12 protein-coding genes and 1 riboswitch are annotated in these 14,170 nt (G+C 65.0%); of the genes, 2 read left to right on the top strand and 10 right to left on the bottom strand.

The features are described 5' to 3' along the window. Positions 1-2 precede the first annotated feature (2 nt). Both C0V82_RS22155 and cobD read right to left on the bottom strand, forming a co-directional pair. A complete protein-coding gene (locus tag C0V82_RS22155) occupies positions 3-1,193 on the bottom strand; it encodes an aspartyl/asparaginyl beta-hydroxylase domain-containing protein (RefSeq protein ID WP_102114631.1) in 1,191 nt (396 codons plus the stop codon). Between the two features lie 201 nt (positions 1,194-1,394). Next, positions 1,395-2,423: a threonine-phosphate decarboxylase CobD gene (gene cobD / locus C0V82_RS22150; RefSeq protein ID WP_245924306.1), complete on the bottom strand. Its 1,029-nt coding sequence runs from the start codon at positions 2,421-2,423 to the stop codon at positions 1,395-1,397. On the opposite strand from cobD, the gene cbiB reads away from it, so the two are divergent. Continuing rightward, positions 2,422-3,363, top strand: a complete 942-nt coding sequence (cbiB, locus tag C0V82_RS22145; RefSeq protein ID WP_102114630.1) for an adenosylcobinamide-phosphate synthase CbiB — start codon at positions 2,422-2,424, stop codon at positions 3,361-3,363. The two genes, cobD and cbiB, sit on opposite strands and share 2 nt — an antisense overlap. A gap of 168 nt (positions 3,364-3,531) precedes the next feature. On the opposite strand, the gene C0V82_RS22140 is transcribed toward cbiB, so the two are convergent. Genes C0V82_RS22140 through C0V82_RS22110 form a run of 7 tightly spaced genes read right to left on the bottom strand, consistent with a single transcriptional unit; the run spans position 3,532 to position 10,709 of the window. Then, on the bottom strand, positions 3,532-4,998 hold the full coding sequence (locus C0V82_RS22140) for a cobyric acid synthase (protein WP_188595180.1): 1,467 nt from the start codon (positions 4,996-4,998) through the stop codon (positions 3,532-3,534). Continuing rightward, positions 4,998-5,615, bottom strand: a complete 618-nt coding sequence (gene cobO / locus C0V82_RS22135; RefSeq protein WP_102114628.1) for a cob(I)yrinic acid a,c-diamide adenosyltransferase — start codon at positions 5,613-5,615, stop codon at positions 4,998-5,000. Before cobO ends, C0V82_RS22140 begins: the two co-directional genes overlap by 1 nt. 10 nt (positions 5,616-5,625) lie before the next feature. Further along, positions 5,626-6,138, bottom strand: a complete 513-nt coding sequence (gene cobU, locus C0V82_RS22130) for a bifunctional adenosylcobinamide kinase/adenosylcobinamide-phosphate guanylyltransferase (protein ID WP_102114627.1) — start codon at positions 6,136-6,138, stop codon at positions 5,626-5,628. Then, positions 6,135-6,926, bottom strand: a complete 792-nt coding sequence (locus C0V82_RS22125; RefSeq protein WP_102114626.1) for an ABC transporter ATP-binding protein — start codon at positions 6,924-6,926, stop codon at positions 6,135-6,137. The genes cobU and C0V82_RS22125 overlap by 4 nt, the downstream gene beginning before the upstream one ends. Next, entirely contained in the window at positions 6,923-7,972 is a 1,050-nt protein-coding gene (locus tag C0V82_RS22120) for a FecCD family ABC transporter permease (protein WP_102114625.1), read from the bottom strand. Before C0V82_RS22120 ends, C0V82_RS22125 begins: the two co-directional genes overlap by 4 nt. Next, complete coding sequence (locus C0V82_RS22115; protein WP_102114624.1) at positions 7,969-8,859, bottom strand: ABC transporter substrate-binding protein; 891 nt, start codon at positions 8,857-8,859, stop codon at positions 7,969-7,971. The genes C0V82_RS22120 and C0V82_RS22115 overlap by 4 nt, the downstream gene beginning before the upstream one ends. After that, entirely contained in the window at positions 8,859-10,709 is a 1,851-nt protein-coding gene (locus C0V82_RS22110) for a TonB-dependent receptor plug domain-containing protein (RefSeq protein WP_158660145.1), read from the bottom strand. The genes C0V82_RS22115 and C0V82_RS22110 overlap by 1 nt, the downstream gene beginning before the upstream one ends. Positions 10,710-10,928: 219 nt before the next feature. Beyond that, positions 10,929-11,124, bottom strand: a riboswitch (cobalamin riboswitch). Between the two features lie 260 nt (positions 11,125-11,384). Here C0V82_RS22110 and C0V82_RS22105 point away from each other — a divergent pair. Further along, positions 11,385-13,463, top strand: coding sequence for a methyl-accepting chemotaxis protein (locus C0V82_RS22105; protein ID WP_102114622.1), 2,079 nt, complete (start codon positions 11,385-11,387; stop codon positions 13,461-13,463). A gap of 79 nt (positions 13,464-13,542) precedes the next feature. Here C0V82_RS22105 and C0V82_RS22100 read toward each other — a convergent pair whose 3' ends face one another. Continuing rightward, positions 13,543-14,010: a spore coat protein U domain-containing protein gene (locus C0V82_RS22100; protein ID WP_245924305.1), complete on the bottom strand. Its 468-nt coding sequence runs from the start codon at positions 14,008-14,010 to the stop codon at positions 13,543-13,545. Positions 14,011-14,170: the final 160 nt, after the last annotated feature.

The following is a 14,170-nucleotide window of genomic DNA, read 5'->3' as shown; positions in this document are numbered from 1 at the left end:
CCTCAGATGCCCCCGTCGGCCACCGTCCCCGTCACTGCGTCCATACTGGTCATGATGCGGGCATAGGCTTCCCGCTCCACCTCGGTCAGATAGGGGTGCCAGATGTCGAAGATCAGGACAACGCGCAACTCGTCACTGTCGTTCCAGGCTTCGTGTTCGATCGTGTCATCGAACACCCAGGCCTGCCCGACCTTCCATTCCCGCGTTTCATTCCCGACACGAAAGCCGCAGTTGTCAGGTACCACCAGCGGCAGATGCACCACCAGCCGGGTGTTGGCCACGCCATGGTGCGGCGGAATGCGGGTGCGCGGCTTCAGCAGGGAGAACATGGCAACGGGCGACCGCTGCGGCACGCGTGGCTGCGGCATATCGGCCAGTACCGACATGGTAACGGGGCAGCGGTCGGCATTGGCCGGCACCGGCAGCCCCTTTTCCAGCAGATGGAAGGCGCTCCACCGCGGGGAATGGTTCAGTGGTTTCCACTGATCAAGCGGCGCCCAGTCGGGATATTGCACATACGGTACGGACCCGGACTGATCCGGATCAGCCAGCAGGCCCGCCAGTTCCCGCTGAATATCGCGCGTCGCCCCTTCCAGCCGTTGCAGCCAGGGGAATTCCTCACGCTCAAAAAATTCGATGGAGGGCAGGCCCGGCAAATGGAAATGCGTGGGCTTCTGGGTATAGACCTTCCGCCGGCCCACCAGATGATCGATCATCTGGTCGATACGCCGTGTCTCCGCCGGTCCGCGCGGGCTGGACAGTTCAGCGACGGAGCCGCGCAGGCTGCCTTCCAACTCACGTAGATACGCCTCATGGATCTGCTGCGCGCGGGCCACGGCACGGCGGGTCGGCTCATCATAATGACCGTGCGGGGAATACTGGGTCAGGGCGACGCCATAGGCCTGTGCCGCCTGGCGCTGCTGCCCCTGCGCCTCCAAGACACTGGCCCGCATCAGCAGGGCCAGGAAATTACGCGGATCAACGCGCAGCGCACTGTCCAGCGTCGCCAGGGTACTTGTCAGATCACCACCGGCGCGGTGCGACACGGCCAGGTTCAGCCAAAGCGAAATGTCACCAGGAAAGCGACGCAGAGCGGCTTCCAACATCTCCCGCGCGTCGCGCATGCGGCCCGACGCCATCAGGCGCATGGCCGTCAGGCTGGTATCCTGGGCCGTCAGTTCCGCTACCGCCATCGGCTGTTCCCTCACACACGGCAAAACGCTCACGCCCTAGTCCTAACGGACTAGACCATTTCGAATGATAGGGATGGTGCCAATTCTGTAAAGCACCACCCGCACCCCGTGCTTAACGAGTGATTAACAGTCTATGATTTGTACCGAAACATGTCAAACCATCCCCGAATCTGCATAAAAATCAGTCAGGCATATGCATTTTCAGATGGTTAGGACAGAGGCCACCCGATCGAATGCAACAGAATCGGGGGGAAGGCCCAGCCGGAATAAGCCAGGGCGGTCGGGAAATGCCCGGATCAGCAGCCCCGCACGACCCATTCCAATAAACAGACCGCGCCCTTCCGGTTCACGGAGCAAGGCATAGAGGTCCGTGTGTCCCAGGATCTCCATACCGGCCTTTCGATATAGACTCAACGACCTACCCATGGCGTCCGCCAGCCGGCGCCGGGTATCCGCCTGCCAACCCGCATCGGATAGGGCCGCCGCCCCGACGGCCAGCGCCGGCCCCGCGACGGCCCAAGGTCCCAGCCGGGCCGACATGGCACGAACCATATCCGGCGGGGCCATCAAAAAGCCCAAGCGCAGACCCGCCAATCCGAAAAACTTGCCGAAGGAGCGCAGGATCAACAGACCCGGTTGCCCCGCGAGCGGAGCCAGCGACAAATCGGGCATCAGGTCACAGAACGCCTCGTCCACCAGCATCCATCCCCCACGCCGCGCGATTTCCGACAGAAGGGGCCGCAGCCGGGCCGGATCGTGGGTGCGCCCGTCGGGATTGTTGGGATTGACCAGCAGTAGCACGTCGGGCAGCGGTCCGCCCAAGTCCGGCAGATCGGCGATCATCCGTACCCGATGCCCTGCCCGCACCCAGGCCGGCGCATGTTCGCCATAAGTGGGGCCGACAATCGTCACATCCGCCCCCGCCGGTCGCAGGAAGGGTAAGCCGCTAATCAGCACCTGCGATCCTGGTGCGGCCAGGATCGCGTCCGGATCGGTCACGCCATAGGCCGCCATGGCAGCCTGCTTCAAAGCCACCACATCCGCCGCCGATGGCAGGCGGGTCCACAGTGCCGGCTCCAATAGAGGTAGTGGGTAGGGCCAGGGGTTGATGCCCGTCGACAGATCGATCCAGGGCCGTGGCGCATCGGGGAACAGGGCAGACATTACGCCCAGGTCGCCGCCATGGGGCTGCGCGAACCCACCATCCATGCTATCACCTTGTTCCATCATGGAGATTTTCCCACCCCTATTGATCTGTGCGCTGGTCTTGGAAGCTCTGCTGGGCTATCCGGATGCCGTTTTCCACATCATCCGTCACCCGGTTGTCTGGATCGGGACCCTGATTGCCGCCCTGGACAGCACGCTGAACCGGGGGCAGGGCTGGCTGCGGCGGCTGGGCGGCGTAGTGACGGTGATCATCCTGGTGGGTGGCGCGGTCGCGATTGGGGCCGGGCTGCAGGTCTGGCTGCTGTCCCTGCCCCTTGGGTGGCTGCCGCTGGGGCTGCTTGCATCGACACTGCTGGCTCAACGCAGTCTGTACCAGTTCGTCAACGCGGTTTCGGTCGGGCTGAATGAAGGCGGCTTGGCAGGTGGTCGTGCCGCTGTGGCCCATATTGTGGGCCGCGACCCGGAAAGCCTGGATGAGGCGGGGGTGGCACGGGCCGCCATCGAAAGTCTTGCGGAGAATTTCTCCGACGGGGCGACGGCGCCCGCCTTCTGGCTGGCCGTCGGTGGTCTGCCCGGCATCCTGGCCTATAAGGCCATCAACACCGCCGACAGTATGATTGGCCACCGCACGCCCCGGCATGAGGCCTTCGGATGGGCCGCTGCCCGCCTGGATGATCTGGTGAACCTGCCGGCCTCCCGCCTCACCGCCCTGTTGCTGGCCCTGGCTTCGGGCCGCCGCGCGTGGACGGCGCTGCGTGCTGTGTGGCGCGATGCTTGCCACCATCGCAGCCCCAACGCCGGCTGGCCGGAGGCCGCAATGGCCGGCGCCCTTGGCCTGCGGTTGGCCGGTCCCCGCCGCTATGCCGGGCATGTGGTGGACGATCACTGGATGGGCGATGGAAGGGACGAGGCGACAGCGGCGGATATCGCAGCGGGGCTTCGGCTGTATCGCGGCGCGTTGGCGCTGCTGTGGCTGCTGGCGGCGTTCTGGGCCTTGGTTTAGCGGATATAACCCCTCTCCACCGTCATCCCGGCGGAAGCCGGGACCCAGGCGCCAGAAGCACGACCTCTCCCCCGAGCCAACCAAAGCGTTGTCGAGGTTTACCCCTTGACTCCTGGGTCCCGGCTTTCGCCGGGATGGCGAGATGAGGGAAACCAAAGTTACCCCCCCTTACCCCGCGACGGCCAGCAGCCCGTCCAAATCCAGGTGCCGCTCCACCGCCGCCGCACATTCATCCAATGCTGCATCGACCGCCGTCTGATAGGACAGGCCCGACGCCACGCCGAACCCGGACAGGAATCCAGCGCGGAAAGCATCGCTGGAAAACAGGCCATGCACATAACACCCGGCGATGCGGCCATCGGGCGATACCGCCCCCTCCGCCCCCACCCCGTCGATGCGCAGCACGGGTCGGTCACGGCCCCGCCCCGTCGTCACGCCGACATGCATCTCATAGCCGGCAAACGTCCCCTCCCCCGCCGCACCGTTACCGGTGACGGGCTTCAGAACCTTGATCCCCGTCAGGACCGTGTCAACCTCCAGCCAGCCCAGACCCTGCACTTGGGTCCCCGCCGGCCCCTCGATCCCGCCAGGATCGGCGATGGTGCGGCCCAACATCTGATAGCCGCCACAGATGCCAAGCACGCGCCCGCCGCGCCTGATATGGGCGTGCAGATCCACGTCCCAGCCATTGGCGCGGAAAAAGGCCAGATCGGCGATGGTGGCTTTGCTGCCCGGCAGGATGATCAGGTCGGCATCGAGCGGCAGGGGACGGCCCGGCGGCACCATGGTCACCGATACCGATGGTTCCAGGCGTAGCGGGTCAAAATCATCGAAATTGGCGATGCGCGACAGCATTGGCACAGCGATACGCAGCGCCCGGCCCGCCCCCGCGCGCCAATGGTCCAACACCACCGCATCCTCCGCCGGCAACCGCGCGGCGGCAGACAGGAAGGGCAGGACGCCGAAACTGGGCCAGTCGGTACGGCGCATGATCTCGATCAGGCCATCATCAAACAGCAGGACATCGCCCCGGAACTTGTTGATGATGAAGCCCTTGATGGCGGCGCGGTCGGCATGGTCCAGCACCGTATGCGTGCCCACGATGCTGGCGATCACCCCACCCCGGTCGATATCGCCAGCCAGGATGACGGGCACATCGGCGGCCAGCGCGAAACCCATATTGGCGATGTCGCGGGCCCGCAGGTTGGTTTCCGCCGGGCTGCCGGCCCCTTCCACCAGGATCAGGTCAGCCCCCTCTCCCAGCCGGCCGAAACTGTCCAGCACGGCGGTCAGCAGCGTGCCTTTGCGCTGCTGATATTCCGATGCCTCGGCGGTGCCCAGCATACGGCCTTGCACCACCACCTGTGCACCCGTATCGCTCTGCGGTTTCAGCAGGACCGGGTTCATATGGACCGAGGGCGCGACACGGGCGGCACGCGCCTGCAATGCCTGCGCCCGCCCGATCTCCCCCCCGTCCGCCGTGACGGCGGCATTGTTGGACATGTTCTGCGGCTTGAAGGGCCGTACCGACAGCCCCCGGTTGGCAAAGGCGCGGACCAGTGCTGCCACCAGCAGCGACTTGCCGACATCCGATCCGGTCCCCTGGATCATCAGGGCGCGGGGCCGCGTCGCCATCAGAATTCGATACCGGCCTGGGCCTTGATCCCGGCATTGAACGGATGCTTCACGGACTGGAACTCCGTCACCAGATCGGCGGCATCCGTCAGCAACGGGTTGGCATTGCGCCCTGTGACCAGGACATGCAGGTCGGGACGGCGCGACACCAGGGTCGCCACCACCTCATCAATATCCAGATAGCCATAGCGTAGGGCGATATTCATCTCGTCCAGCACGATCAGCCGGTAACGCTGATCGACCATCATGGTCCGTGCCTGATCCCAGGCACGACCGGCGGCCAGGATATCGCGTTCCTTGTCCTGGGTTTCCCAGGTAAAGCCCTCCCCCATCACATGATGGTCGATCAGGTCATCGAACCGTTCCAGCGCCACCTGTTCGCCCGTGGCCCAGGTGCCCTTGATGAACTGGATGAAGCCGACACGGAACCCGTGGCCCGCGGCACGCATCATCAGGCCCAGCGCCGCCGTGGACTTGCCTTTGCCGGGACCAGTATGGACCATCAGCAGGCCCTTTTCATGCTGACGTTCGCCGACCCGGCGATCCATCAGGGCCTTGCGCTTCTGCATCTTGGCCTTGTGGCGCTCGGCCTCTTCTGGCGTAACAACGGCGTCCATCTTAAGCTCCTTACTTTAACTGCATCGGCAGACCAGCCGCCATGAACAGCACCTTGTCGGCGATGCGCGCGATATCCTGATGCAGACGGCCCGCATGGTCGCGGAACAGGCGGGAAAGGCGGTTGTCGGGTACGATGCCCAGCCCCACCTCATTCCCGACAAGTACGACCGGCATGGTCAGGCCGGGCAGTAGGTCGATCAGCTTTGCCGCCTCCGCCTCCACCTCCCGCCCGGCCAGCATGACATTGGTCAACCACAGGGTCAGGCAGTCGACCAGGACTGGCCGAGCCGTGGCATTGGCTCGGGTCAATGCTGCCACCAGATCCAGCGGTTCCTCCACGGTGACCCAGCCTTCGGCCCGTCCCCCCTGATGCTGGCGGATACGGTCCTGCATCTCTGCGTCGAAGGCTTGGGCAGTGGCGATATAGACCCAGGGGCCGGGCAGTGCGGTGACCAGTTGTTCGGCCATCCGGCTTTTGCCCGACCGCGCACCACCCAGGATCAAAGTAATGCCAGTGGTCATGCCCGCGTCTCCACCGGCAGGCGGCGCCAGGGCAGGGCAAAAGGTGCGCCCTCATGCCCGCCACGTACCAGTTCAATGCCGTAGACCCGGCCCAAGGCACCGCTATCCAACAGGTCGGCAGGTGAGGTATCCGCCGCCACCTTGCCGGCATCATCCAGCAGGCACAGACGGGTGCAGTGCCTCAGCGCCAGGGTCAGGTCGTGCAGCACGACGACCACGGCCATCCCGTCCGATGCCAGCCCGGCCAGCAGTTCCATCACCTGCAATTGATGGTACGGGTCCAGACCCGCCGCCGGTTCATCCGCCAGCAGCACGGCAGGATCACCGGCCAGCGCACGGGCCAGCATGACCCGCGCCCGCTCGCCCCCCGACAGGCTTGTCACACTCCGCTCGGCGAAGTGTGTGACGTCGCACTGTTGCATGGCGCGGGCAATGGCGGCGCGGTCGGCCTCTGCCTCCCCACCCCAGGGGCTGGCATGCGGCAGCCGGCCCAGGGTCACCACCCGCTCCACCGTCAGGGGCCAGTGGCAACTCGCCCCTTGTTCCAGAAAGCCGATGCGCTTTGCCCTCTCGGCCCGCGGCCACTGCTCCAGCGGCCTGTCATCCAGGGCGACAGCGCCATCCGCCTTCAACAGGCCCGCCATCACCGACAGCAGGGTCGATTTGCCGGCCCCGTTCGGCCCGATCAGGCCGACGCACTCGCCGGCCCCGACCGACAGGTCCACACCATCCAGGATGGGCAGGCCACCCCGTGCAAAACGGATATTGCGGGCTGACAGCAGGCTCATCGCATCCGCTCCCTGGTTTTCAGCAGCAGGTGAAAGAAGAAGGGCGCACCGATCAGACCCGTGACCACGCCCAGTTTCAATTCGTCATTGGTGGGCAAGAGCCGCACCAGGATGTCAGCGGCCAGCAGCAGGCACGCGCCGGCCAGGGCCGACGGCCAGAGCAGCCGTGACGGCTGGTTCCCCGTTACGCGGCGCAGCAGATGAGGCACCACCAAACCGACAAAACCGATACTGCCCGTCACCGCCACCGCTGCCCCCACCGACAGGACGGTGCCGATAATGATGCGCCAGCGCAAAGCGCGCAGGTCCACGCCCATGCTGCCCGCCGTGCGTTCGCCCAGGCCCAGCGCATCAAGCGCCCGGCCCGACCCGCACAGCACCAGAATCCCTGCGATGATGAAGGGGGCCGCCACCAGCAGATGGTCGTTCGTCCGGTCGGTCAGACTGCCCAGCAGCCAGAACGCGATCTCCAACGCCGCATGCGGATTGGGGGCAAGGTTAAGGGCCAGTGAGGTCAGCGACCCCGCCAGCGTCTGCACCGCCAGGCCCGCCAAGATCAGCATCAGGACCGAGGCATCCCGCCCCGCCAGCCCCTGGATCAGCAGCATAGCGAGTGCAGCCCCCAGCATCCCCGCCACGGGCAGGGCCAAAGGTGCGGTCGCCGACAGCCCGAAATAGATGGCCAGGACCGCCCCCAGAGACGCAGAGGAAGACGCCCCGATCAGCGACGGCTCGGCCAGCGGGTTGCGCAAATAGCCCTGAAGGGCCGCCCCCGCCATGCCCAGCCCTGCCCCAACCAGCGCTCCCAGGAGGGCACGTGGCAGGCGAATTTCAAACGCGATCAGGGCGGCGGGACTGGCCTGCCCGCTGAACAGGCCCGACAGCAGGTCACCCGCCGGCACGTCCGCCGGACCGATCAGAAAACTGGCGGTTAACAGGATCGGGAACAGGATCAGAAGCAGGAGAAGCGGGACGCCAGAGTGGCTCGCTGCTACCGCCCTGTGTCCCCGGCTATCGGTGAGGGTGTCGTGTGTAGAGGCGGTCATCGGATTGATCCTTCCCCGACAGGTAACGGCTTGGGGATGGCGGCAGGCTGATAGGCGGCTTCTTCATGCGTTCCCAATGCCCTTCCCGCTACCTCTGCCAGCCGTTCCACCCCCTCGATTGAGGCCGGCGAGGCGCAGAGCCACCAGGCGATGGGAAAGGCTGCGACGGCCATTTCCCCGCGTGCCGCCGTCAGGGCGGGATGGTCCATCACCGACTGGCCCACGCCAGGCCGGTCGGGCCGCACGCTGTCCAGCACCAGCAGGTCCGGCGGGTTCAGCAGCAACGTTTCCACCGCCACGCGGCCATTGGGCCGGCCCGACAGTTTCCCGCCGATATTCTCCAGTCCTGCGGCCCTCATCATATCATTGACGATGCCGCGCGATCCCGGCACCTCACCACCCGGACGGTAAAGCGCGGCGGTCGGGCGGGAGCCTTCGCCGGGTGCCGACAGCTTGACCCGCAGCCGGTCGGCCAGGGCACGGCCCTGCCCGCCCCGGCCCAGGGCTTCGGCCACCTGTTCGATCTGCGGCGGAATATCGGCCAGGGTCTGCGGCGTTTTCAGCCGCAGCACCGGGACGCCCAGCCGTTCCAGCATGCCCACCGTCTGTGCGCGGGCATAGCCGCCGGCAATGACCAGATCGGGCTTCAGCACCAAAACGCTTTCCGCCGTTCCATCATGGATGGGCATGCCGGCGGCCTGGTCGGCATAAGGCGACAGGTGCGTGTCCCCCGCCAGCCGGGTCAGCCCGGCAATTTGCGTCTGCGCGTCCAGCGCCAGCAGGAACTGATCGGCACAGAGCGATAGAGAAACGACGCGTGTCGCCGGCGCCGCCCCCACGGGAAGCGCCATGAATGCCGCCACCAGAAGGGGGACGCCGGCCCGCATCAGAAGCTCACCGTCACGCCGCCAAAGGCCGACCGGCCCGGCGCACTGTAGGTACGAACCTCTTGGTAGTCCTCATCGAACAGGTTCTCCACCCGGCCGAACAGGCTGACATTGTCCAGCACCGCCCAGCGTGCGGTGAAATCGACAGTGGTATAGCTGTCCAGAATGGGCGAGGTGGCCGAGGCGGTGTCGCGCTGCTTGCCGACATAGCGCAGGGCGGCACCGACATCGATCCCGTCCACCACGGTCCAGTCAACCGACGCGTTGATCGTATCCTGCGGACGGCGCGGCAGGTCACGACCCGTGCGGGTGTCCTTGGCGTCCAGGTAAGTGTAGTTCGCCTGGATCAGGACCGATTCCACCGGCGTCGCCTCAAACGTCAATTCCACGCCCTTGGTCCGGGCGCGGGCTACGTTGATATAGCCGTTGGAGAAGCCGATCATGTTCGTATAGGTGTTGCGGAACAGGCTGGCCCCGAAACCGACGCGGCCATCCAGCAGCTTCTGATCGAAACCGATATCGGCCCCCTTGCCATCCTCCGCCGACAGGTTCTTGTTGCCATAGAACGGATCGTACAGTTGGTACAGCGTCGGTGCCTTGTTGGCGGTGCCATAGCTGGCACGCAGGACAGTCCCGGTCGCCGGCACCTGATAAGCGCCGGTTGCGCGCCAGGTACCCTCGGTCCCAAACTGCTCATGATCGTCCACGCGCCCGCCCAATGTCAGGGTCAGGTCGGACGTCACCGCCGCCTGATACTGCACGAAAGCCGACTTGGTGGTGACGCTGTCATCCAGGCCGGTGGTCGTGCTGCTGCTGGTCGTATTGGTGGTCTCGGCCTTCTCCTCATCGACCGACAGGCCGATGGTGGCAACATCGGCGTCGCGTAAGCGCAGGTTACCCTGATAATCCAGGGCCTTGCGACGGCTGTCGAAGGTGGAGAAGCGGTAGAAGCCCGTAGGCTCGTCAAAGTCGCGATCGGTGCTGGCATAGCTGGCGGCCAGCACATTCTCAAATGCGCCGTCCAGCAGGCTCAGCGTGCCGGCACCCCGGACCTGCCACGTCTCCTTTTCCTGGGAAGACGGACCGTCGCCGCCGAACGGATCGAATTCGGTGTCCAGCCAAGACCAGCCAGCATTCAGGTCGAAACGCAGAATGTCCGACGCTTTGACGCCAAGGCGGCCACTGACCGACCGTGCATCGGTGCCGTCCTTCTCATTGCCAGCGAAGGTGCGGGAGAAACCGTCAGTGTGCAGGTTGGCTGCCGACAGGGCATAATCAACCTGTTCAGTACCACCCGTCAGGCCAGCCTGCTGCCGGAAGGTGCCATAGGCACCGGCCTCCAGGGTGCCGCGGATCTTGGTCTCGCCTTCGCCGCGCTTGGTGATGACATTGATGACGCCACCCATGGCGTCATTGCCGTAAAGCGCGCTCTGCGGGCCTTTCAGGACCTCGATCTTCTCAATATCGCCGGTCATCAGGCTGTTAAAGTCGAACTCGTTATTGGCGCCCGACGCGTCGTTCACCTCGACCCCGTCAATCAGCACCTTGACCATGCCGCTTTCTGACCCGCGCAGACGCACGGTGGAGGTGCTGCCCAGACCGCCATTGCGGGAGATGGATACGCCCGGCACGCGCTTCAGCAGGTCCAGCGCCTGCACCTGCTGGCGACGCTCAATCTCGGCGCTGTCGATAATGCTAACGCTGCTGCCCACGCGTTCCTGTGCGGTGGGCACCTTGTTGGCAGACACAATGATCTCGGCAACCTGTGTCGGCTCCGCCAGGGCGGCGGATGCGGTCAGGCTGGCCGCGGCACCCAGAAGGGCGGCGCGGAAATAGGATACTCGGCTCACTTCATAACTCCGTTTCGTTCTTGTCGACGAATTCGGAGGGCATGCGCATACCATCACGCCCGCGCCCGGTGAGGGCACAGGTGTCATTTCATGTCGATAATCTGGCCCTGTGTAAGCCCAGTAAGGGCTTGGCATCGAACCGGTTCACCCGCGCACTCCTTCCGAAGCGCCAGCGCGAAACGGTGAACCGTCCCATCGGGGCACCCCGCCCAATGGCCGCGCGACGCATTGCCGATGGCAGGTCTCCTGGCTCACGGGTCGTCGCACTTGCCCGGCCTTCCCAGTTTCCCAGTGGCCATGTTGGGCAGCACTCGCCGCTTACAGTTGCGGGGGCAGCCATGGCATTGACACCTTGCGGCGCCGCACCATGTTCCCTTTTCACCCCTTGCGGGGAACCATCGATAATGCGGTCTTACCGCGCCCGCGAAATGCACGCAAGCGTACCCTTGTGTCCCGGCCGGACATGACACCATCCCGTATGTGGCATGGAAGTAACTCCCCCGTGAAAAGCGGCGGGAGAATCCTGCCCTTCGGCGCGAAAGCCCGTGGTCAAACCGCGAAAAGTCCATCACCGTCTGAAAATTGGAACAGAATGAACCTATGGTTGCCGGTACCCGGCGCCGACAAAGCACACGGACGAAACCAGTTTTCCCCTAACGGCAAGGGAAAAGGCCCATGATCCTGTCGCTGCGTTCCTCAGTAAAAACCCGCCTTGTTCTGTCCGGCGTCGGGCTGTGCCTGGGGCTGGGGTTGGCCCTGACCCTTGGTGCCGCGATACAATCGCAGCGGACGACGGGGGAGCAGGTGCGCCAAGCCCTGAATGAGGCGACCACGGGCTTCGCGCTGATCGCCGCCGATCTGGTTGAAAACGCCATCGACAATGCCCGTATCATCAATGCCCAGACCGAAGGCGGGCTGAAGACCAAGGGCTACAGCCGCGAGTTGATCTCTGAACAGGCCAGCGCCGCCGTCGCAGCCAACCTGGATATCGTCGGCGTTACCGTAGCCTTCGAACCCAACGGCTTCGACGGCAATGATGCCAGCGGCAGGGGGGGTACCGGCGCCGACGCCAATGGTCGCTTTGTTCCGTACTTTTTCCGTAAATCCGACGGAACCGTAGGGATTGAGGCGCTGGTGATGACGGTGGAGGCCGGGATCAAAGAATGGTACCTGGACCCGTTGGCCGCCAACCGCACCATGCTCACGGCCCCTTACCCATACCCGATTGAGGGCAAGGAAGTGTTGCTGGTCACCGTCAGCACGCCGATCCATCGGGATGGCAAGCCCATCGGCATCGTCACTACCGACATGGCCCTGACGGCCCTGCAAAAGCAGTTCGCCGCCTTCCGCCCGCTGGAGGCCGGTGATGTCCGGCTGCTGGCGCAGAATGGCAATTGGGTGGTGCATCCCGATGCCAGCCTTCTGAACAAGCCGCTGGCCAAGGGACCGTTAACCGACCTGGTGGCGCAGGCGCAGAAGGCCGGGCGCCCCACCTATGCGACCTTGACCCTGGAGGGGGTGGAACGGCTGGTCTTTGCCACACCCATCAAATTTGATGGGGTACAGGAACAATGGGTCCTGATCACGACGGTGCCTACCAGCGTCGTGACCGATGCCCTGGTCCGGTCGGTGACAACATTGGCCATTATCGCCACTGTGCTGATCCTGCTGGGCGCCGGGCTGTTCGCGCTGATGGGCAACAGTCTGGCGCGGCCCGTCCTGGCCCTGACCGACGCCATGGTACGGGTGCGGCGCGGTGACCTGACCTCCCCCATCCCCGGTACCGACCGTGTGGACGAGATCGGGCACATGGCGGAAGCTGTCGTCGCCTTCCGCGATGGTCTGGCAGAGGCGGAGAGGCTACGGGCGGAGACGGAGCGCAAGGATGCGGAGGCCGAGGCCAAGCTGAGATCCGACCGTCTGGCACTGGCCGACCGGTTTGAGCGGGAGGTAGGTGCCCTGCTGCGCGGTGTTTCGCAAAGTGCTGAGCAGATGGTGGATATGGCGCAGCTGATGTCGACCGACTGCGCCGATACGCAGCAGAGCACCGCGCTGGGCGCGTCCGCCGTGACGGAAGCGGCGGCCAATGTTCAGACAGTGGCCGCCGCAGCCGAGCAGTTGCGCGCCTCCATCGCCGAAATCGGGTCCCAGGTACAGATGTCCGCCAGCATCGCGTCGCGGGCGGCCGAGGAGGCGGGGAGCGCCACCGGCACCGTGGATGCCCTGATCCAGTCGGCCGACCGGATCGGTGCCGTCGTCAATCTGATCAGCGAGATTGCCAGCCAGACCAATCTGCTGGCGCTCAATGCCACGATTGAGGCGGCGCGGGCGGGAGAGGCCGGCAAGGGCTTTGCCGTTGTGGCGTCAGAGGTGAAGAACCTGGCAACCCAGACGGCCAAGGCCACCGACGAGATAGCGGAACTGGTCGCCTCTATCCGGAGATCATCGGCGGAGGCGGCGAAGGCCATGGACGGCATCGCCACCACCATCCGCACCATCAACGAAACCGCCACCACCATTGCAGGGGCCGTGGAGGAGCAGACCGCCGCCACCCAGGAAATCGCCCGCAATGTCAACGAGGCGGCCCACGGCACCGACGAGGCGTCACGCGCCATCCAGGGCATCGCCGACAAGGTGCTGGCCGTGACGGAGGCCGCCGTCATGGCACTCGACAACGCCGCCCAGGTCCGCGACAGCGCCGGCGTGGCCGACCGGGAGGTGGGCAGCTTCGTGGCGCAGATCAGGGCGGGGTGAGGGCAACCGCCCCCTACAGCAGCACCAAACAGAAAAGCCCCCGCCCGGTACCCCGAGCGGGGGCTTTTCAGACAAAAACTTACTTGGCGGCGATGGTCACGGTGACGGTGTCGGCATAGTCGCCCGCGATGTACTGGTCAGAGGCCGGAACGGTGACCTTCAGGTCAGACTTCTTGCCGAACTGCGCGGTGGCGCGGTCGATCACCATCTGGCTGGTCAGGGCACCAGCGGAGCCGTTGTCGTAGCTGACCGTGTAGTTGATGGTGAAGTTGCCGGACTTCAGCTTGCCGGCATTGGCCGAGGCCAGCGTGATCTTGTAGCCGGAGCCGGAATTGCAGGTCTCGGTGACCGAACCGACCGTCTTGGCAGTTTCGCCGGCTTTCAGGGCCAGCGACTGGTTCAGGTCCTGGACGGCGATGGTGCAGGACAGAGCGACATTGCCCTTCAGCTGGATCGTGCCGGAAGCGTTCTGGGCCAGGGCGGGGGTGACGGCAGCGGCAGCGATCAGGGCGGCGGCGGCGGTCTTGGCGAAGAACTTGGTCATCATAGGCTCCATCGGTTCCAACTGCTGAGGCATTGTTGCCTTCATGGGAACCAAGGAATGCAGCCTGCGTGCCAACTCAGCCCACACCCTGAAAGTTGAGAGATTCTGCGCCTTTCAGGCGGCGTTTACACTCCATTGACATATTGCATTCTGCAAAATTGCA

Origin of the sequence: Niveispirillum cyanobacteriorum (assembly GCF_002868735.1) — a bacterium.
Classification (GTDB): domain Bacteria; phylum Pseudomonadota; class Alphaproteobacteria; order Azospirillales; family Azospirillaceae; genus Niveispirillum; species Niveispirillum cyanobacteriorum.
This window is presented reverse-complemented; position numbering and strand designations above follow the sequence as displayed.